17 protein-coding genes and 1 tRNA gene are annotated in these 19,228 nt (G+C 73.4%); 11 read left to right on the top strand and 7 right to left on the bottom strand.

The window, feature by feature from the left end; genetic code table 11:
• Positions 1-95: 95 nt before the first annotated feature.
• Both ACIO6U_RS11675 and ACIO6U_RS11670 read right to left on the bottom strand, forming a co-directional pair.
• Entirely contained in the window at positions 96-1,466 is a 1,371-nt protein-coding gene (locus tag ACIO6U_RS11675; protein WP_401717851.1) for a serine/threonine-protein kinase, read from the bottom strand.
• Between the two features lie 17 nt (positions 1,467-1,483).
• Complete coding sequence (locus ACIO6U_RS11670) at positions 1,484-2,047, bottom strand: DNA-binding protein (RefSeq protein WP_355336678.1); 564 nt, start codon at positions 2,045-2,047, stop codon at positions 1,484-1,486.
• A 106-nt stretch (positions 2,048-2,153) separates the two neighbouring features.
• Here ACIO6U_RS11670 and ACIO6U_RS11665 point away from each other — a divergent pair.
• The 4 genes from ACIO6U_RS11665 (at position 2,154) to ACIO6U_RS11650 (ending at position 4,228) form a co-directional block, all read left to right on the top strand.
• Positions 2,154-2,226, top strand: a tRNA-Ala gene (locus tag ACIO6U_RS11665).
• A gap of 203 nt (positions 2,227-2,429) precedes the next feature.
• The gene (locus tag ACIO6U_RS11660; protein ID WP_401717848.1) at positions 2,430-3,641 is read left to right on the top strand and encodes a helix-turn-helix domain-containing protein; all 1,212 of its coding nucleotides are present in this window, start codon (positions 2,430-2,432) and stop codon (positions 3,639-3,641) included.
• A gap of 216 nt (positions 3,642-3,857) precedes the next feature.
• Positions 3,858-4,088 carry a hypothetical protein gene (locus tag ACIO6U_RS11655; protein ID WP_401717845.1) on the top strand — a complete coding sequence of 77 codons (231 nt, stop codon included), beginning with the start codon at positions 3,858-3,860 and terminating at the stop codon, positions 4,086-4,088.
• Entirely contained in the window at positions 4,085-4,228 is a 144-nt protein-coding gene (locus ACIO6U_RS11650) for a hypothetical protein (RefSeq protein WP_401717842.1), read from the top strand. Before ACIO6U_RS11655 ends, ACIO6U_RS11650 begins: the two co-directional genes overlap by 4 nt.
• Before the next feature lie 371 nt (positions 4,229-4,599).
• On the opposite strand, the gene ACIO6U_RS11645 is transcribed toward ACIO6U_RS11650, so the two are convergent.
• Positions 4,600-4,800 (bottom strand): hypothetical protein, encoded by a 201-nt coding sequence (locus ACIO6U_RS11645; protein WP_401717839.1) that lies wholly within the window; start codon positions 4,798-4,800, stop codon positions 4,600-4,602.
• A 485-nt stretch (positions 4,801-5,285) separates the two neighbouring features.
• Here ACIO6U_RS11645 and ACIO6U_RS11640 point away from each other — a divergent pair, with 485 nt between their 5' ends.
• Positions 5,286-5,933, top strand: coding sequence for a hypothetical protein (locus tag ACIO6U_RS11640; protein ID WP_391041995.1), 648 nt, complete (start codon positions 5,286-5,288; stop codon positions 5,931-5,933).
• 21 nt (positions 5,934-5,954) lie between these two features.
• On the opposite strand, the gene ACIO6U_RS11635 is transcribed toward ACIO6U_RS11640, so the two are convergent.
• Entirely contained in the window at positions 5,955-6,869 is a 915-nt protein-coding gene (locus ACIO6U_RS11635) for a serine hydrolase (RefSeq protein WP_391158777.1), read from the bottom strand.
• Positions 6,866-7,846: a LysR family transcriptional regulator gene (locus ACIO6U_RS11630; protein WP_401717836.1), complete on the bottom strand. Its 981-nt coding sequence runs from the start codon at positions 7,844-7,846 to the stop codon at positions 6,866-6,868. The genes ACIO6U_RS11635 and ACIO6U_RS11630 overlap by 4 nt, the downstream gene beginning before the upstream one ends.
• Positions 7,847-8,102: 256 nt before the next feature.
• Here ACIO6U_RS11630 and bla point away from each other — a divergent pair, with 256 nt between their 5' ends.
• Entirely contained in the window at positions 8,103-9,101 is a 999-nt protein-coding gene (bla, locus tag ACIO6U_RS11625; protein WP_401717833.1) for a class A beta-lactamase, read from the top strand.
• Between the two features lie 56 nt (positions 9,102-9,157).
• On the opposite strand, the gene ACIO6U_RS11620 is transcribed toward bla, so the two are convergent.
• Positions 9,158-10,615 (bottom strand): helix-turn-helix domain-containing protein, encoded by a 1,458-nt coding sequence (locus ACIO6U_RS11620; protein WP_401717830.1) that lies wholly within the window; start codon positions 10,613-10,615, stop codon positions 9,158-9,160.
• 188 nt (positions 10,616-10,803) lie between these two features.
• Here ACIO6U_RS11620 and ACIO6U_RS11615 point away from each other — a divergent pair, with 188 nt between their 5' ends.
• Together ACIO6U_RS11615 and ACIO6U_RS11610 are read left to right on the top strand one after the other, a co-directional pair.
• On the top strand, positions 10,804-11,541 hold the full coding sequence (locus ACIO6U_RS11615) for a DUF4232 domain-containing protein (protein ID WP_401717827.1): 738 nt from the start codon (positions 10,804-10,806) through the stop codon (positions 11,539-11,541).
• Positions 11,542-11,597: 56 nt separating this feature from the next.
• A complete protein-coding gene (locus tag ACIO6U_RS11610; protein WP_401717824.1) occupies positions 11,598-12,446 on the top strand; it encodes a methyltransferase domain-containing protein in 849 nt (282 codons plus the stop codon).
• 106 nt (positions 12,447-12,552) lie between these two features.
• Here the strand turns inward: ACIO6U_RS11610 and ACIO6U_RS11605 are convergent, their stop codons facing one another.
• Entirely contained in the window at positions 12,553-13,197 is a 645-nt protein-coding gene (locus ACIO6U_RS11605) for an NAD(P)H-dependent oxidoreductase (protein ID WP_355336689.1), read from the bottom strand.
• Positions 13,198-13,281: 84 nt separating this feature from the next.
• Here ACIO6U_RS11605 and ACIO6U_RS11600 point away from each other — a divergent pair, with 84 nt between their 5' ends.
• From ACIO6U_RS11600 to ACIO6U_RS11590, 3 genes are all read left to right on the top strand, one after another.
• Positions 13,282-13,821: a MarR family transcriptional regulator gene (locus tag ACIO6U_RS11600; RefSeq protein ID WP_391041982.1), complete on the top strand. Its 540-nt coding sequence runs from the start codon at positions 13,282-13,284 to the stop codon at positions 13,819-13,821.
• A 61-nt stretch (positions 13,822-13,882) separates the two neighbouring features.
• Positions 13,883-17,344, top strand: a complete 3,462-nt coding sequence (locus ACIO6U_RS11595; protein WP_401717820.1) for an AfsR/SARP family transcriptional regulator — start codon at positions 13,883-13,885, stop codon at positions 17,342-17,344.
• A 203-nt stretch (positions 17,345-17,547) separates the two neighbouring features.
• On the top strand, positions 17,548-19,146 hold the full coding sequence (locus tag ACIO6U_RS11590) for an MFS transporter (RefSeq protein ID WP_401717817.1): 1,599 nt from the start codon (positions 17,548-17,550) through the stop codon (positions 19,144-19,146).
• Positions 19,147-19,228: the final 82 nt, after the last annotated feature.

Below are 19,228 nucleotides of genomic sequence, written 5' to 3'. Positions count from 1 at the left end.
GACGGGTTCTTGGACGGGTTCTTGTACGGATGCCGGTAATAGTCGCTCTCCTGGAGGGCGGCTGTTACCCGTTTCCGCGCGGAGGCACGGCGGCTCTAGGAGGCCAGCAGGGCCAGGATGCCGACGACGAAGCACAGGACGGCGACGACGAGGACCGGCACGACCACCTTGGCCGAAGGGCCCGGCGTGGGCGCGCGGACCGGGAGGTGGGCCGAGACCGTACCGGCGCTGTGACCGGCCGCGGGGTCCGCGGCGGCCGGGCCGGTGGCCGCCGGGTCGGGCAGCGGGCGCGTCGGGGCGGTACGGGCGATGGGCGCGGCCGGGGGGAGCGGCTGGGCGGGGGTGTACGGCTCCGCGCGGGTCCTGGTGTGGGTGACCGGCTGTACGGGGGCGGGGGCCGTTGTCTGCGGGGCGGCTGCCTGCGGGCCGACTGTCTGCGGGGTGGCCGTCTGCGGGGCGGCGAGGGGGAAGCCGGTGGTGAGGGCGCGGGCCGGTTCCGGGAGGGCCGGGGCGGCGGGCGCGGCGGGTTCCGGTTCCGCGGGCCCCGCGTGCCTCGCGCGTTCCGCGGACTGCGAGGACTTGGCGGGCAGCGGGCCGTCCGGGCCGAAGCCCTCGGGCAGCGGGCCGATCTGGTCGAAGACCTCCACCGGTTCGTCGCCCGCGGCCGGTTCCCCGATCAGCTCCACGGCGGCGGCCAGCGCCTTGCGCGCGCCGTTGGCCGTACGGAATCTGGCCCGCGGGTCGGGTTGCAGCAGCGCGCCGATGACCTGCCACAGCGGCTCCGGCACCCCCACGGGCGCGGGCGGCATGCCCATCGTCAGGAAGCGCTCCGAGATCGCCTGCGCGTCCGGCTTCTGCCCGCCCAGCAGATAGAGCGCGACCAGGCCCACCGCGTAGAGGTCGGCGGGGACGTCGGGCTCGGCGCCGAGCATCTGCTCCGGCGCGAAGTAGCCGGGCGTGCCGACCACGTAGTCCGTCTCGGTCAGCCGCGGCTCGCCCTTGCGCATGGCTATGCCGAAGTCCGACAAGCGCAGGTGCGGGGTGCCGGTGCCGGTCGCCTCCAGCAGGATGTTCGCGGGCTTGATGTCGCGGTGGACGACGCCCTCGGCGTGCACGGCGGTCAGCCCGGACAGCAACTGGTCGAGCAGCACGCACACATAGTGCGGCGGCAGCGGCCCGTAGTCGCCGATCAGGTGCGACAGCGAGCCGCCGTGCACCAGGTCCATGGTGAACAGCACCTTGTCGTCGTCGGCCGCCCAGCTCGCCGGGGCCAGCACATGGGGGTGGTCGATCCGCATCGCCTGTTCGCGGACGAAACGCAGCAGCGCGTGCGCGTCGCTCTGCTGGAGGACCTTGGCGGCCACGTAGCGGCGCCTGCGGCGGTCCCACGAGCGCCAGACCGCGCCCACGCCGCCGCGGCCGATCGGGTCCACCAGTTCGTACCGGCCCGCGAAGACCTCACCCATGGTGCGCGCCCCTCCCCTCAGTCCTGATGCGCCTCGTAGTGCGCGACCGCCTCACCGGTCCGCCCGGCGCCGTACACACGAAGGAACTCTGCCAGTTGCGGGTGGGCGGGCGCGAGGGAGTGCGCCGCCCGCTCGATCTCCTGCGCGGACGCGACCGACCGCAGCACGTCCTGGATGCCCCGCACCACCTGCCGCGCGGGCGCCGCCGGGAGCTCCCCGGCCGCCGAGTGCGTCGTCGTCCCGCCCAGCACCGACGACCCGGCCAGCTCCCGGATCTCGTCCATCCGCGCCGCGGCCTCGATCGCCCCCGTCCGGCCCTCCGCCACCTGCCACGCCAGCTCCTGCAACGCCTGCAACCGCTGCACCACCGCCGGATTCCCGATCTTCGCCCGCTGCCCGCTCATGAGCTGCGACAGCATCGGAGCCGACAGCCCCAGCACCGCCGCCAGCCGCGCCTGGTTCAGCCCCAGGTCCGCCAGCAGCCGCCTGAACAGATCCCCCAACGGCTCCCCGTACCAGCCCCGCTGCAACTCCCTCGCCTCCTGCGCGCGACGTGCCGAGTCCTGCGCCGACGCATCCATACGCGCTCCCAATTTGCTCCCGCGAATCCAGCAAACCCATCCTACGGACCCACCCCCATACCCGTTCGGCCCCCGCCCCCGGAACCGGTACGCTGTCTCCCGTAGCGGGGCCTTAGCTCAGTTGGTAGAGCGCTGCCTTTGCAAGGCAGATGTCAGGAGTTCGAATCTCCTAGGCTCCACAGCGTTCCCGCAGTTCAGCGGCCCCCTTGCCCGGTCCGGGCGAGGGGGCCGCTGGCGTGCGGTGCACATTTAGTCCACATGCGGTCGCGGCCCGCCCCGGGGCCGCCGACCTCCCGTGCCTTACGTTCGGCCTTCTCCGCTATGGCCCTTGCCATGTTCAGGACGCACAGGTCGAGGACGAGCCAGGGCGTACCGTGATGGCGTGGCGAAGGAAGATCTGGGGCGTACGCTGCGGCGGTTGCGTCGCTTGGCCGATCTCACGCAGGAGGAGTTGGCGGAGCGTTCGAACGTCTCGGTGGACGTGATCCGCCAGCTCGAACAGGGACGCAAGCATTCCGCGCGGCTTCCGACTCTCCACGCGCTGGCGAATGGTCTGGGTGTGGAGCTGACCACGCTCCTCGGTGATCCGCCGGCCGTCGCCTCGGGCGAGACCGACGGACCACGCTTCGTCGCCGTGCGCCGTGCGATCGTGCCTGTGCTCTGGGGGCCGTCGCCGGATCCCACCGGTCCGGACTTCTCCGTGAGCGGCCTGTGGGATCGGATCGCTGACGCGTGGACGCGATATCACGCAGCGGAATTCGACGCCGTGATGGAGGCGCTCCCGGCCCTGATCTCGCAGGCCCGTTCCGCCTCGGTCTCCGGCGGGGACGACGACCGTGCGGCTGGGTTCGCGGCGCTTGGCAAGGCACTGCAACTCGGCGGACACGTCGCCGTCCGGATGGGCAAGACGGACTTGGCGTTGACGAGTCTGGAACGTGCCATAGGGGCTGCCGAGCAGTCCTGCGATCCGCTGCTCGTGCCGATGATCGTCAACTCGATGGCGTGGACCTACCAACGGCAGGGCCGCCTGGAGGACGCACTGGGCATCGCGCTCGGTGCCGCCGACGCCATGAAGAAGGCCGAGCACACCGCCACGGCCGACGGGCTCAAGGTGTGGGGCGCACTGACCATGAGCGCCGCCACGTCCGCCGCGAGAAGCGGCGACTACGACCGGGCGGCGGCGATGATGGAAACGGCCGAGGCGGAGGCCGCGCGGGTCTCCAAGCTGCCCGATGGCAGCGACAATCGCATGATCAGCGTCTTCAGCCCGTCGTCGGTTCGCATCGAACGCGTCCGCCTGGCAGTCCAGTACGGGCACGCCGCCGACGCTCTGACCCTGGCCAAGGGCATGCGCCTGTCCAAGGACACGCCTCCCTCATGGCGGACGTGGCTCCTCCTCGATGTCGCCCGAGCGCACTCGGACATGGGGGACGCGCCCGGGGCCGTCAAGACGCTGGAATCGTTGCGCCGCGTCGCGCCGACCTGGATGCAGCACCACACCCTGGCCGTCGCCATCGTGCGCGACCTGTGGGCGCTCCCCAATCACCCCGCGGGGCTGCGGCCGTTGGCCGAGTTCCTGGGCGTCGCTGATTAGCGTCGCCAAAGTGGGACGCTGCGTCACTGTTGTCGCACTCAGCGCTTCGTAAGTCTGGCTCATGGAACCCCGGCGACCGTGATCGCGGCCCCGGGCATGGCCGACGCTGCGAAGGAGCGCTGACGTGCAGAACCCTAGCCGCCACCTGTTCGGTTACCGGAGGGGCGTGTGATGTCTTCTGTCGTGCCGTCAGCTCCCGCCGGATGCCGTCCCCTTGTGGAGAGAGCGTGGCCGCCCGCCCTCCTGTCGGTACGGATCGAGGTGCACGACGCCGGCTCGGGCAAGCCTGAGCGCGTCCGGGCGTCGGCGAGCGCGGAGTCCGGGCGCGGCCTCGACCTGGTCGACGCCCTGACCGGCGGGGAGTGGGGAGTGAGCGACCGGGACGGTGTCGGCAAGATGGTGTGGGCCGTGTGCCTGGGCATTCGCCTTAGGGGGGCGGACGAATGACGTTTCCTGACACGACGTCGGTGCCACGTCGGTGGGAGATCGTCGCCACCGACGGTCGGGCGGCCGAGACGCTCCACGACTTCGCCGACCTGCTCACCGGCCGGGTCGCGCCCGGTCTGGCCGCCGCTCATCAGCGTTGAAGTGATCTTCAGGTCTGATGAGTACGAGGCCCCCTTGGCGGTCGCAGGAGCGACAGCTTCCTGATCGACCAGCGCACCCACTCCCAACGCGGCATCGAATGCCTCCAGGAAGTCCGTTGCGGCTTCGCACCTCACCGCACCGAGCCTTGGGTCAAGGAAGTGACGAAGCGCATCGCCGGCCTGGCCGCATGACCCTCGTCTCTTCCCCGACGACCGGTCCTCGCTGAGGGGGCGGGTCACTCGCGCATTGCGAGCGAGTCGCAGCCCTGGTGGCCGATGCCCGGCCGGCCCCGGCCGACTCCTCGCACGCGAACCGCCTGAAGTTGCCCGGCCCCCGGAAACGTGGTGCGTCTCCGGGGGCCGGGCTAGTTTCAACGCTGCGAGATCAGGTGCGCCAGCACCAGAAAGATGCAGCACGCCCCGACGCGTGTGACGCCCGCTTTGACGGTTCGTACGGCGCGGCGGGCGGTGCCCCTCGGCACGGTGAGGCGGGTCCGGCCGACAGTCAGATCGACGTATGCGCGGCGCTTGTCCTGCTTCTCCCGACGGCGGGAAGTCTTCATGGAGGGCATGCTTTTTCTCCTATCCGTTCGTTGTCGGACAGGACTGTGGGGCACGCGGGGGTAAGCCGCGCAACCCCACTCTGACATGCAGTTTTGTCGAAGGCAGGTGCGCCTGGCACCGACGGGGTTAGCTGCGCAAGTCCCCGTTCACGTCTGCACGGCCGCTCTCCGCAGCAGAGCACCCCCCCCGCACCTCAGGGCGGCAACCGTGCGGAATGACGAAGTTCGCTGATGTCCACGATCGTGGCGGCGGCGTTGGCGGAGAGTGGAATCTGGCATGGCTGCCACTCATGCGCATCCAGCACACGTGCACACCGAAGACCGCGGACCCGCCCCGGGCCCGGTCCCTCACCGCTCGCGCTCCATCCTCCGTCGTTCACCGTCTCACGCGTGCGGGGTGACGACTCGGGTGGATGAGGGCAAAGCCTGCGCGAACGGGGGGAGTTGACGGTAGCGTGCGGGCCGATATGGTCCCTTTTCCTGATGATTGCGACGTGCCCGACCGCGAGGCGGTCCTCGCCCAGGCGATTCCCTTCGACCGCGACCGCTGGATATCCCGTTTGCCGGATCCGGCATGGTGGCCGGTCGCGCTCGACGCGTGTCCGCGGGACGGACGCTGGCAGCGGGTGGACCGCAGGACCGTCTTCCGCGTCGCCGAAAGCGCCGACAGCGTGGAGGGGCGTCGGCATCTGCTGGTCGCCTCTTTGGTGTGGGGATCGGGCACCAAAGCGTTGACGGTGGACAGACGGGCGAGGATCTTCGCGGATCCCGCGGCCGCCGCGGACATCGACGCCCGGCTGACCGCGGCACTCGGCACGCTCCGCACGCACGGCCCTGTCGAGGCGTACCGGGCCTTGAAGAGCGGCCAGCGGATTCGCTTTCTGGGACCGGCCTTCTTCACCAAGGTTCTTTACTTCGCGGGACACGACGGGGGAGCCGATCCGCGACCGCTCATCCTGGACAGCGTGGTCTCCCGCGCCCTCCGGAAGGCCGGGCTTGTGGACGGCGGGTGGCCGAACAACGGGTGGACCCCGCTCCAGTACGAGCGGTACCTGGAGGGGGTGTGCGCGTACGCCGAGCGACGTGGGGTGCTCCCGGACCAGGTCGAGGCAGCGCTGTTCGCGTGCGGCAAGCGGGCGTGAACGGGCCGGGGCCGGGGGCGGTCAGGTGGTGCGGGTGGCGCGTAGTGCTTCCACCGCCAGTCGCGCCGCCGTGCCGATGACGGCGTCGGCGCGCGGGAGTTTGGTGTCGGAGCGGGCGGCCTGGGTGAAGACGACGGCGGTGTAGGCGGTGCCGTCGGGGAATTCGACGACGCCCGCCTCGTGGCGCAGTGAGCCGAAGGTGCCGGTTTTGCCGTAGACGGTGATGTCGTCGTAGGGGAAGCCCGAGGCGAGGCGGTGGGTCCAGGGCTGTCGGCGCATGACGTCGCGCATGAAGGCGCAACGGGCGGCGGAGGCGGCCTCATCGGTCCAGATCGCGCGGAGCAGGACGGCGATGTCGGCGGGGGTGCCGGACGCCGTGAAGGCCGGGTCGTACACGCCAGGGGGTGCGACCGAGTCGTTGTCGGCGACGCGGGCGAGGGCCGCGTCCAGGGAGGCGGCGCCCGTCTCGGCGACCAGGCGGCTGAACGTGCCGGCGGCGCCGCCGTGGACGCGGGTGTCGGGCATGCCCAGCTCGCGGCACATGGCGTCGACCACGTCGGGGCCGACCGCGCGGAGGACGGCGTCGGCCGCGGCGTTGTCGGAGATGGTCATCATCAGGACGACCAGGTCGCGCAGGGACATGGTGACGGGGTCGCGGAGTACGGAGACGCCGGTCGCGCCGGGGACGCGCTCGTCGGGCTCCAGCGTCACCGGGCGGCGCGGGTCGAGCAGCCCGGCGTCCGCGAGGCGGCAGAAGGCGGCCATCAGCGGCACCTTGTAGACGGAGGCGATGGGCAGCCGTTCACCGGGGTCGATCGTCACCTGGTCGGACGGGCGGCGCAGATCCGCCACGTGCAGCCAGCCGCGGACGCCCGCGTCGTCGAACAGGGCGCGGATGGCGCGCTCGACCCCGCTCGTGTGCCGGGTGCCGCTCACGGCGCCACCCGCCGGGCCGGGACGCCGTGCGGAGAGTGCCCAGAGGTGTGAGGGGCCGCGATGCCACGGGCCAGGCTCTCCTCGAACCGCCGCGCCGTCCGCGCGGTCTCCCCCGCCCCCGGCCGCCGCGGATCCCAGGCCACCCGCAGCCGCAGCGGAAGCGGCGGATCGGCCGCCGCGCGCCGCTCCACCCCCGAGGCCGTCAGCGTGTCGTCCGCCGTGACCAGCACCGCCTGACCCGCCGCCACCAGTGCGAGCCCGGCGCGCTCGTCGGAGACCACCACCGTCTCCACCCGGCGGCCACGGCTGGCCAGGGTGTCCACGAACAGGTCGTGGGCCGCGGGCGCCTCGGCCCGCGGTCGTACGGCGACGGGCAGCCGCAGCGGCGCGCCACCGCCACCGGCACCGCCATCGTCACCGCCACCCCCACCCCCGCCGTGAGAAACGTGCGGACCGGCCGGGGTGAGGAGCCAGGTCGGCAGCAGGATCACCCGGCCCGCGGTGAGACCGTGCAGCACGGACGGGTGCCGGATCACGGCGATGTCCAGCCGCCCGGCGGCGAGGTCGTTGAGCAGTACGGCCGTCGGCGCCGTCGTCACGCCGATGCGCGTCCGTTCACCGGTCCGTACCGGCGCGCCCGCGACCTCGGCCGCCGCGGCGGCCGCGAGGGGCGCGGGCACCTCGGGGGCCAGCCCGAGGCGCAGACGGCGGCCGTCGGCCTGCTCACGGGCACCGGTCTCGCGCAGCTCCGCGAGCGCGGCCAGGGCCCGGCGGGCGTGCGGGAGCAGCAGGGTGCCCTCCTCGGTGAGGGACACCCCGCGCTCGCGGTCGAAGAGGCGGACGCCGAGCAGCGCCTCCAGCCGCCGCAGGCCCTGCGACAGCGGCGGCTGCGTGATGCCGACCCGCTGCGCGGCGCTCCCGAAGTGTCCCTCTTCCGCCAGCGCGACGAAGATTTCCAGATGCCGTTCCGTCAGCAATCCGTGCCCCCTGGCGTGGGCCGATACGGCCTGTGAATCGATCCGACATCAAGAGCATATTCGACATACGGCCCGGTCGCGGGCTTGACTCCGGGACGAGGGGCCGACCGTACGGTGTGCCCCCGCACCGACGCCGTGGGCCGTCCGCGGCCACCAGGACCGGCTCACCTCCTGAGCCGACCGGCGGCCCCCCGGTGCGAACCCACCCCCTTCAGAACTGCGAACCCACCCCCCCCAGAACGGAGTCCCGCACCCCATGGACACCCGCGCCCCTGTCTCCCGCCGTTCCGCGCTCGCCACCCTCGCCGGGATCGCGGCCGTGCCGATCACCGGCTGCGGCGGCTCCGGAACGTCCGCCCCGACCCGGTCGGGCGCGCGGCCGACGACGACGTCCCCGCCCGCGACCCGGCCCGCCCGGCCCACCGGGCCCACGCGACCCGCCCCGGGCGCGACGAACGCCGCCGACCCCGCCACACGGCGCGCCTTCGCCGACCTGGAGAAGAAGTTCGACGCCACCCTCGGCGTCCACGCGCTCGACACCGGCAGCGGCCGTACCGTCGCGCACCGCTCCGACGAACGCTTCGCGTACGCCTCCACCTGCAAGGCCCTGCTCGCCGGAGCCGTTCTGGAGAAGAACTCGCTGCGGCGGCTCGACCGCGTCGTGCGCTACGGCCGGGGCGACCTCGTCAGCAACTCACCGATCACCGAGAAGCACGTGGCCACCGGAATGAGCGTGCGCGACCTGTGCGACGCGGCCATCCGGTACAGCGACAACGCCGCCGCGAATCTTCTCTTCCGCGAACTCGGCGGCCCCCGGCGGCTCCAGGACGCCCTGCGCGCGCTCGGCGACCACGTCACCCACTGCGACCGGTACGAACCCGCGCTCAGCGACGCCGTCCCCGGTGACCTCCGCGACACCAGCACGCCCCGCACCCTGGCCACCGACCTGCGCGCGTACGTCCTCGGGACGGCCCTCCCCGCCGACAAGCGCGCCGTGCTGACCGACTGGCTCGTGCGCAACACGACCGGGGACCACACCATCAGGGCCGGTGCGCCGCGCGGGTGGCGGATCGGCGACAAGACCGGCACCGGCGGGTACGGCACCCGCAACGACATCGCCATCGCCTGGCCGCCCGGCGGGGGCGCGCCGATCGTCCTCGCCGTCCTGTCCCGCCGCGCGGCCGAGGACGCGACCCGCGACGACGCGCTCATCGCCCGGGCGGCCGAAGTCGCCTTCGGAGCACTGACGCGGTAACGGCGTCACCCGCGTCACCCGTGTCCGTACGTCACCGCGTCGTCCCCCGCCTCGCCTCAGCCGCCCTCCCGCTTGATCCAGTCGGTGTAGCCGGGCGGGTAGTCGTAGCCGGGACGGTTCACGTCGGCGCTGGTACGGAAGGGGACGCCCTTGTTGTCGATGTGGAGGGTGCCGTGGCGGGTGCCGCTCGACCAGTCCAGGAGCAGGTCCCAGCGGACGTCGTACGCCTTGGTGGTGGCGGTGACGCGGAAGACCTCGGGGTCCGACTCACTGACGCTGTACGGGAAGTCGCGCTGGCCGTTCTCCGGGGTGAGGTGCGGGCTGCCCTTGTCCAGGTCGACGCCGAAGTCCGCCGTCCCGACATTGCCGCCGCAGCCGACGGCCATCGCGTAGTCGTTCCAGGCGAGCGGCGCGGCCTTGGAGACGATCCGTACGTGCAGGGCCTCCAGGACGACGGTCTCGGAGCCGGTGCCCTGGACGGTGAGGGACAGGCGCTGTTCGTCGGAGGAGACCGCGCCGTACGCGGCGGCCCAGCGCGGTGAGTCCTGCTCGCTGGCGGGCGGCCCCATGTGCGAGGGCTCGGCGTCGACGAGGAAGTGCTGGCTGCACGGGTTCTCCTCGGCGCGGACGTAGGGGTGGACGTCGACGCTGACCGGCGGGGCCGTGCCGTCGCCTTCGCCGTCGCCGGTCCTGGTGGCGGGCGCGGCCCCGCCGGTCCTGGTGGCCGGGGGCGTGGTGGACGGGGTGCGGCTCGGCGCGGTCGAGGACGGGGTGGCGGGCGGCGTCGCGGTGGCCGCCGTACCGGTGGTCGTGGCGGCGGTGGTGCCGGTGGCGCCGACGGCCCGCTGTTTTCCGTCGGCGGACCCCCCGCCGTTCCCGCCGTCCCAGGGCCGGTCCACGGCGAGAACCACGGCTCCCAGGACGGCGGCCACGGTGACGGCCGCGATCAGGGCGTGACGGCGGCGGCGTGACGGCGGTGCGGGCGCGGGCGTGCGCGGCAGGTCGGTGACGACGAGGTCACCGTTCCCGTCGGTCTCGGCCTTGGCCTTGGCCGGGGTCCCGGCTTCGGCCCCGGTCCCGGTTTCTGCCCCGGCCCCGGTCCCGGTCTCGGCCCCGGCACCCGCCTCCGCCGCTTGCGACAACGGCGCCGCCTGCTCCGTAGCCGGTGCCGCTGCCTCCGCTGCCCCCGCTGCCGCCCCCGCTGCCGCCGCTGCCGCCCCCGCCCGCGCCGCCGCGGCCTGTTCCGCGCGCCGGTCGCGCGCCGCGTCCGCGAGGATCCAGCGGCGGTGCAGCTCCATCAGTTCCTCGGGCGTCGCCCGGCAGACCCGCGCCAGGCGCTCGACCGGCGCGTACTCGTTCGGCACCGCGGTGCCGTTGCAGTAGCGGTGCAGCGTCGACGTGCTCATGTGCAGCCGCTTCGCCAGCGCCCCGTAGCTCAGGCCCGAACGGTCCTTGAGCTGCCGCAGCAGGGTCGCGAACTCGTTCGTTTCACCGGCCCCTGTTGCCACCGACATCAGTTCCTCCATCCCCCCGCGTCCCAGTCACGCATTCCAGGGGATGTGCGTTCCCCCTGCTCAGAGCCCGTTTTTCCATCCCAGCGTCCCCAACTGCCCGCCGACGGTGGTGGCTGGGACGGATTGCCCCGCAAGCTCCAGTCATCCAAGCAGCACCACCACCCGAACGACTAAGGGGCACCCGCCACATGTCCAGCATCCGGAACTCCCGTACCCGTACCCGCTTCGTCACCGCCGCCGCGACCGTGGCGCTCGCCGCGTTCGCCCTGACCGCCTGCGACGACGGGTCGGGCAGCAGGGACGAGGGCGCCTCGCCGGCCTCTTCGTCCTCCTCCTCTGACGGCTCGCCCTCGGTCACCCCGACCCTCACTCCCGGTTCCGGCTCCACCACTGCGGACGCCGGGGGCACGCCGGTCGGTTCGAAGCCCGCCGCGGACGCCTCGACCAAGAAGCCCGTGGCCAAGGCACCCGCGCCGAAGAAGCCCGGGGCCAAGGACACGGCGGTCACCTGCCAGGGCTCCAACACCAAGACGGTCGCGTCCCCGCTGAACCGTCCCGTGAACCACATGCTGCTCACGGTCACCAACACCGGCGGGAACCCCTGCCTCCTCTACACGTACCCGTCCGTGCAGTTCACCGACGCCCAGGCCGAGCCGCCGGTCATCGAGGAGTCCCAGCCGCAGGCGGTCGTCACCCTGAACCCGGGTGAGTCCGGCTACGCCGTCATCGTCCTGGCCGCCGCCGACGGCAGCGCTGAGCACGGCCGCACCGTGAAGACCCTGAACGTCTACTTCCACGGCCGCTCCGGCAACGAGAGCGTCGGCACCGGCGCCCACCCGTCGCTGCCCGCCGGGGGCACCTACATCGACGACTCGCTCAAGGTCAGCTACTGGCAGCAGTCGATGAACGACGCGATCTCCTGGTAGCCGCCCCTCCGGGGGAAGGAGCCCGCCGACGCGGGGGCGGTTGGTTGACTGGCGCCATGACGTCATCGACCTCATCGCCCTCATCGAGCTCATGGAGTTCACCGAGTTCACCGACCTCAGCGGTCTTCGAGACCGTCGCTCCCGGCTCCGTCGTCTACCTCGACCGTCTCGCCGCGACCGACCTGGGCCGCTTCTACAAGGGCCGCATGCTCGACGCACTCGATGTCAGGACCGGCCAGACGGTCCTGGACATCGGCTGCGGCCCCGGCACCGACCTCGGCGCCCTCGCCGACGCGGTCAGCGGTACGGGCACGGGCTCCGCCCCCGGCGCGGTCATCGGTGTGGACCACGACCAGGTCGCCGTCGACACCGCCAGGGAACGTACCGCCGACCGGGACACCGTCACCGTCCACCTCGGTGACGTCCACGAACTGCCCCTGCCGGACGGCAGCGTGGACCGCGCCCGCACCGACCGGGTGCTGCAACACGTCGCCGATCCCGTACGGGCGCTGCGCGAGGCCCGCCGTGTGCTGCGGCCCGGCGGGCGGCTGGTGCTGGGCGAGCCGGACTGGGACACGCTGACCGTCGACCACCCCGACGACGAACTGTCGCGCGCCTACACGCGGTACGTGACCGACGAGGTGATCCGTAACGCCCGGATCGGCAGGCAGCTCCCCCGGCTGGCGGCGGAGGCCGGTTTCACGGTGCCGACGGTCGTCCCGGTGACGCCCGCCTTCCGGGACGTCGGCGCCGCCGACAAGGTCCTCGGCCTGGAGCGGACCACGCAACGGGCCCTCGCCGCCGGGTACTTCACCGTCGAAGGGGCCCGTCGCTGGCTGGACCACCTGGCCTCAGGGTCCTTCCTCGCTGCCGTGACCTTCTACATCGTGGTGGCGCAGGCGTAGCCGTGGCCCGGGCCGGTGGAGCCGGGGCGTCATTCCGCGAGCCCCTGAGGGGTCAGCGAACCCTGAGGGGTCAGGGAACCCCGAGGGGTCAGGGAACCCCCAGGGATCAGGCGGCCCGCACCGGCTGCCACAGCGCGTCGACGGCCTCCTCCGCCGCCGCGAGGCTCTTCTCGGCGAGCGGGATCAGCTCGGACATGGCCGGGGTGACCGGCGCGAGGGTCAGCTCGGCGGTGATGAAGCGCGGGACCAGGCCGGTCATGACCACGCCGTGCGGGAGCCACTGCTCCGCGTGGTCCCAGCCCTCGCGGGGGGTGCCGGGGGCGTAGCCGCCGCCGCGCGAGGCGAGGACGACGAAGTCGCGGCCGGTCAGCAGCGGGTCCCTCGTCTCGGCGTCGACGGAGAGACCGGGAACGATCAGGTGGTCGACCCATGCCTTGACGCTGCTGGGCGCGCCGAAGTTGTAGACGGGCAGACCGAGCAGAACGGTGTCCGCCTCCTTGACCTCACCGATCAGCGTCTCGGACAGCGCGTAGGTGGCGGCCTGCTCAGGGGTGCGGTCCTCGGCCGGGATCATCGCCACGCCCACGGTGCCGGTGTGGATGTGCGGAATCGGGTCCTTGCCCAGGTCGCGGTAGGTGACCGTGCCATCGGGGTGGGCGGCCTTCCAGGCGGCGGCGGCCCGCGCGGTCAACCGGCGGCTGACGGATCGGTCGCCCTGGACGCTGGAATCGATGTGCAGGAGGTGAGGCATCTCGTTAACCCTTCATACTTGGTTTGTGTAACGCCAACGATTTATAGCACGTCATGATTCCACGCCGCCCGATAGACTGAGGAAGTGGCCTCACTGCCCGTGCTCAACCAGCCCCCGCGACGTTCAGGCGCGCTGCTCGAACAGCTGACGCGCCGGATGCGACTGCACGCCGAGTCCGTGCTGACCCCGCTCGGCCTGCGCCCACGGCACCTGGTGGCCCTCACCGTCCTGCGTGACCAGCACGGCAGCACCCAGCAGGCGCTCTCCACGACGCTGATGATGGACCGCGCCAATGTCGTCGGCCTGCTCAACGATCTGGAGGCGGACGGCCTGATCGAACGGCTCCGCTCGCCCGAGGACCGCAGGCGCCACCTGGTGCAGCTCACCGACGAGGGCGGCAAGCGGCTGGCCAAGGCCGAATTCGCGCTCGCCCGCGTCGAGGACGAAGTCCTCTGCGCGCTCGACACCGGCCAGCGCGACACCCTCTACGATCTGCTCCAGCTCGCCGCGTCGGGACACGGCGTGGACGGGACGGCGACGGACGCGGCGTTGAGCTGCGTGACCGACGCCCCGGCCGCCGTGCCGGAGTGCCTGGGCGAGGCGGGGGACACGGAGACCTGCTGACGGTGCCCGGGGAGCCACGGGCGGCGTCGGCCCGCGCTCCCGGGCGGAGAACGGGGGCGTGATGTTCGGCATCCTGGGCGCGACGCGGGTGGTGGGCGCGGACGGCGCCGAGGTCGCGCTGGGCGGCCCCCGGCGGCGCGCGGTGCTCGCCCTGCTGCTGCTCGACGCGGGCCGGGCGGTGCCCGCCGAGCGGCTGATCGACGGCCTCTACGGCGACGAGCCGCCCGCGGGCGCGGGGAACGCCGTGCAGTCCCAGATCTCCCGGCTGCGCCAGGTGCTGCCGGTGCCGCTCGAAGGGCTCCCCGCGGGCTACCGGCTCGCCGTCGCACCGGACGAGGTGGACGCCCACCGCTTCCGGCGGCTGAGCGCCGAGGGCCGCGCCGCCCTGGCCGCGGGCGACCCGGTCCTGGCCGAGCGACTGCTGCGCACCGCCCTCGCGTTGTGGCGCGGCCCCGCACTCGCCGACGTCGGCGCCGCGCCCTTCGCCGCCGCGCAGATCACCCGGCTCGAAGAGCTGCGGGCCGGCGCCGTCGAGGACCGAGTCGACGCCGACCTCGCCCTCGGCCGCCACCGCTCCCTGGTCGCCGAACTCGGCGAACTCGTCACCGCGCACCCGCTGCGGGAGCGCCCGCGCGGCCAGTTGATGCGCGCGCTGTACGGCAGCGGACGGCAGAGCGAGGCGCTGGAGGCGTACGAGGAGGCCCGGCGTGAACTGGCCGACTCCCTCGGCGCCGACCCCGGACCCGAACTGGCCGCCGTCCACCTCGCGGTGCTGCGCGGCGACCCCGCGCTGCTTCCACGGGACATCTCACGCGAGGCCCCACGGGACGCGTCGCGGGCCGCCCGGCGGGATGTTCCACAGGACGCGCCGCAGGATGTTCCACGTGAAACAGACACGGCGGACAGGGTGGGCGCCGACGGACATGTTCCACGTGGAACATCGACGGAAGGCGCGGGAGGCTCAGGGGACGGCGCGCCCGCCCCGGCCTCGCCCCGGCACGAACTCCCCGCCCAGCTCACCAGCTTCGTCGGCCGGTCCGCCGAACTGGAGCGGATCGGTGAGCAGTTGGCGCGCCAGCGGCTCGTCACACTCACCGGCCCCGGCGGCGCGGGCAAGACGCGCCTGGCGGTCGAGGCCGCGGGGCGGTACGCGCACGACGCCTGTTTCGTGCCGCTGGCCGGACTCAGCGACGGCGCGGAACTCCCGCAGGCCGTCCTCGGCGCGCTCGGCCTGCGGGCCGGCGGGCTGCTGGCGGCCGGATCGGCCGCGTCCGGCGGCCAGGGGCACGACCCCGGCCCGCACGACCCCGTCGCGCGTATCACCGCCGCCCTGGACGGCCGCCCGCTGCTGCTGGTCCTCGACAACTGCGAGCACGTGGTGGAGGACGCGGCCCGGCTGGCCGAGCGGCTGCTCGCCGGGTCACCGCTGCTGCGGCTGCTCGCCACCAGCAGGGAAGCCCTCGGCATCAACGGCGAGACGCTGTGCCCGGTGCCCACGCTCGACGTGCCCCGGCCCGGCACCGACCGCGAGCAGGCGCTGCGCTCCCCCGCCGTGCGGCTGTTCACCGAGCGGGCCGCCGCCGTACGCCCCGACCTCGACCTCGACGCGACCGCGGACCCGGCCACCGTGGACGCCGTCCTGCGGCTGTGCACCGCGCTCGACGGGCTGCCGCTCGCCATCGAACTGGCCGCGGCCCGGCTGCGTTCGCTGTCGGTGACCGACATCGCCGACCGGCTCGGCGCGCTGCCCGACGACGACGCCCCGTACAGCCTGGGCGTACGGCCCGACGCGCTCTTCCGGCTGCTGTCGCGCGGCAGCCGCACCGCCCAGCCGCGCCAGCGCACCCTGCGCGGGGTCGTCGACTGGAGCTGGGACCTGCTGCCCGACGACGAGCGGGCCGTGCTCCGCCGTGTCTCGGTCTTCGCGGGCGGCTGGACGCCCGCCGCCGCGGAGGCGGTGTGCGCGGACGGCGCGCGAATCCTCGCCGAGGACGTGCTGGACCTGCTGGACGCGCTGGTCGACAAGTCCCTGGTGGTGGCCGAGCAGCCGGACGGCGCGGGCCGGATTCGCTACCGCGCGCTGGAGTCGATCAGGGCGTACGGCGCCGAGCGGCTGACGGAGGCGGGGGAGCGCGAGGCGACGGTGCGCGCGCATGCCGCGTACTTCCTGGACTTCGCGCTCACCGCCGACCCGCACCTGCGCCGCGCCGAGCAACTGGAGTGGCTGCGGCTGCTCGGCGACGAGCGCGACAACCTCCAGGCCGCGCTGCACCGCAGCCTGGAGGCGGGCGAGGTGCGTACCGCGATGCGGCTGATCGCGGCCCTGTCCTCGTACTGGCTGCTGCGCGGCGTGCGCTACGAGGGCTTCGGACCCGCCCGCCAGGTCCTCGCCGCCCTCGGCCCGAATCCGCCGGAGGGGATGGAGGAGGAGTACGCGCTGTGCGTGATGGCGGTGGTCGGGATGCTGCCCGACCCCGAGGAGTTCGCCGACCATGTCGCGGCGGCGACCCGGGTGGTCGAGGCGATGCACCGGCTGTCCCGCCGCTACCCCGTGCTCACCTTGCTGTGGGCGCCCTTCGCCGGGGTCCCCGACGAGGGCATCGACGTCCTGGAAGCGGTCTTCGACGAGTTCCTCACCGAGCGGGACCACCCCTGGTACCGCGCGCTGATCCTGCTCGGCAGCGGATTCCAGTCCTGGCTGACGCGCGCCGACCCGGTCGCCGCGCGGATCCACTGCACCGCCTCCTACGAGGAGTTCCGCCGCCTCGGCGACCGGTGGGGCATGATCACCACCCTCAACGTGCTGGCCGACCTCGCCGACCACCGCGGTGAACTCGCGCTCGCCGACTCCCTCCTCGAGGACGCGCTGCTGCTCGCCGAGGAGCTGGACTCGGCGCTCGACATGGCGGAGCTGCTCTGCATCCGCGCCGCGCACAGCACCAAGGGGGGCGACTACGCGACCGCCGCCGCGTACAGCGAGCGGGCCGTGGAGCTGTCCCGCCGGGCGGGCACCCCCGAGTGCCTGGCACTCGCCCACCTGGCGCTGGCCGAGTCCGTCCGGCTGCGCGGCGACGGCGACGGCGCCCGCGCGCTGTACGAGCAGGCGCTGGCCGAGTGCCCGGTCGGCTGGTTCTCCAGCAACGGCACCCGTTCCGCCGTCCTCGTCGCCCTCGGCCGGGTCGCCGTCGCCGACCGCGACCCGGACCTGGCCCGCGGCCACTTCCGCGAGGCGGTCACCCTCGACAGCGTCGCCATGCGGCTCCCGCTCAACGGCGCCGTCGCCGCGGAGGCCACCGCGGGCCTCGCCCTGCTCAACGGCGACGCGCCACGGGCCGCCGCCCTCCTCGGCGCCGCCGAGGCCCTGCGCGGCCGGCCGCCCACCGGGCCGGACGCCGCCGCGACCGTCGCCGCCGTACGCGCCGCGCTGGGCGACGAGGCGTACGAGCGCGAGCGCGCGCGGGCCGCTGCCCTCGACCGCGACGCGGCACTCGCCGTCCTGACGGCGTACCTCACGGCGGACTGAGCGGACGGCGAACCGGCCGCCGCGTGGGCGAGACCGGGCCCGAGACCCGCGCCCCTGACGCTCTCCGACCGCCTGCCGCGTGCGGCTCCCGTCCTGGGACCCGCGCCCCGGCCCAGCCCCGACCGCCCGCTGACCGGATCGCGCCCCGGCCCTGTCAGCCCACGGTGCGCCGGCCGTCAGCGGGCCGCCGCACGCTGCTTGCCATGACGACGACACCGAACGACGACGTGAGGGGCGGCGGGAGCGCCGCCGAACAGGCGCACCGGCGGCGCTGGGCCGTCCTGGCCATCTGCTGCGTGGCCGCCGCGCTGCTGGGCATCGACAACAGCGTCCTCAACTACGCGATCCCGTCCCTGTCCCGCGAGCTGGGCCCGTCCTCCACACAGCTCCTGTGGATCGTGGACATCTACGGCTTCGTCCTCGGCGGGCTGCTGATCGTGGCGGGCAACGTCGGCGACCGGATCGGCCGCAAGAAGCTCCTGCTGCTGGGCGTCGCGGGCTTCGGCGCCGCCTCCGCGCTCACCGCCTACGCCGACGGCCCCGGCATGCTGATCGCGTCCCGCGCGCTGCTCGGCCTGGCCGGGGCCACGATCATGCCGTCGACCCTGTCGCTGGTCCGCAGCGTCTTCGACGACCCCAAGGAGCGGACCACCGCGATCGGCATCAGCAGCGGCATCGGCGCGGCCAGCTTCGCGCTCGGCCCGGTCGTCGGCGGCGTGCTGCTCGACCACTTCTGGTGGGGCTCGGTCTTCCTGATCAACGTCCCCGTGATGGCCGCCGTCCTCGTCGCGGGCGCCGTCCTGCTCCCCGAGTCCCGCAATCCGCACCCGGGACGGCTGGACTGGCCGAGCGTGCCGCTGTCGATCGCCGGGCTCTTCGGCGTGATCTACGCGATCAAGGCCGCCGCACGCGACGGCGTCGACGACCACGCCGTCTGGATCTCGGCGGCCGTCGGCCTCGCCGCCCTCGTCCTCTTCCTGCGCCGCCAGACCACCCTCGCCGAACCGCTGCTCGACCTGAGGTTCTTCCGCAACCCCGCCTTCGCGGGGGCCGTCGGCTCCAACGTCGTGACGCTGTTCACCGCCACCACCCTGTCCCTCGGCTTCTCCCTGTACTTCCAGGTGGTACGCGGCTGGTCGCCGCTGACCGCGGGGCTCGCGCTGCTGCCGGGACCGCTGTCCGCCGCCTTCGCCGCGCCGCTGTCCGCGCTGCTGATCCCGAGGATCGGCCGGGCCCGTACCGTCTCGTTCGGCCTGCTGCTCATGGCGCTGAGCACCGCCGCGTTCGGGCTGATCAGCGCCGACACCAGCTACTGGCTGCTGCTTCCGGCGCTCGTCGTCAACGGCGCAGGACTGATCTTCGTCTTCTCGGTCACTGCCGACACCCTGCTGGCCAGCGTGCCCAGGACCAAGACCGGTACGGCCGCCGCCATTTCCGAGACCGCCATGGAGCTCGGCGGCGCCCTCGGAATCGCCATCCTCGGGTCGGTCCTCAGCGCCTTCTACCGCAACGGCCTCACCCTGCCCGCCGGGCTCTCCCCCGACCGGGCCGCCACCGCGCGCGAATCCGTCACCTCCGGCGTCGAGACCGGCGCCGCCCTGCCCGGCGCCACCGGGCGGCAGGTCGTCGCCGCCGCCAAGTCGGCCTTCACCGACGGGTTGCACGGCACCCTCTACCTCGCCGCCGCGCTGATGCTGGCCGGTGCCGTCGCCGCCCTGTTCGCCCTCCGCGGGGTCCCCGCCGTGCTCGACGTCCCCGAAGCCCCCGCGGAGCAGGCCCCCCAACCCGCCCCTGCCGTCTGACGACGGCGCACTTGTGCGCACAGTGGGTACAAGCCCCGAAGGGGCGCGGGGAACGGCGCGCTCAGCCCCCGCCGGGCTTTGA

The sequence above is a fragment of the Streptomyces sp. NPDC087422 genome, from assembly GCF_044744145.1.
In the GTDB taxonomy this organism is placed as follows: Bacteria; Actinomycetota; Actinomycetes; order Streptomycetales; family Streptomycetaceae; genus Actinacidiphila.
The sequence above is the reverse complement of the archived record's forward strand: the minus strand, read 5'-3'. Positions and strand labels throughout refer to the sequence as shown.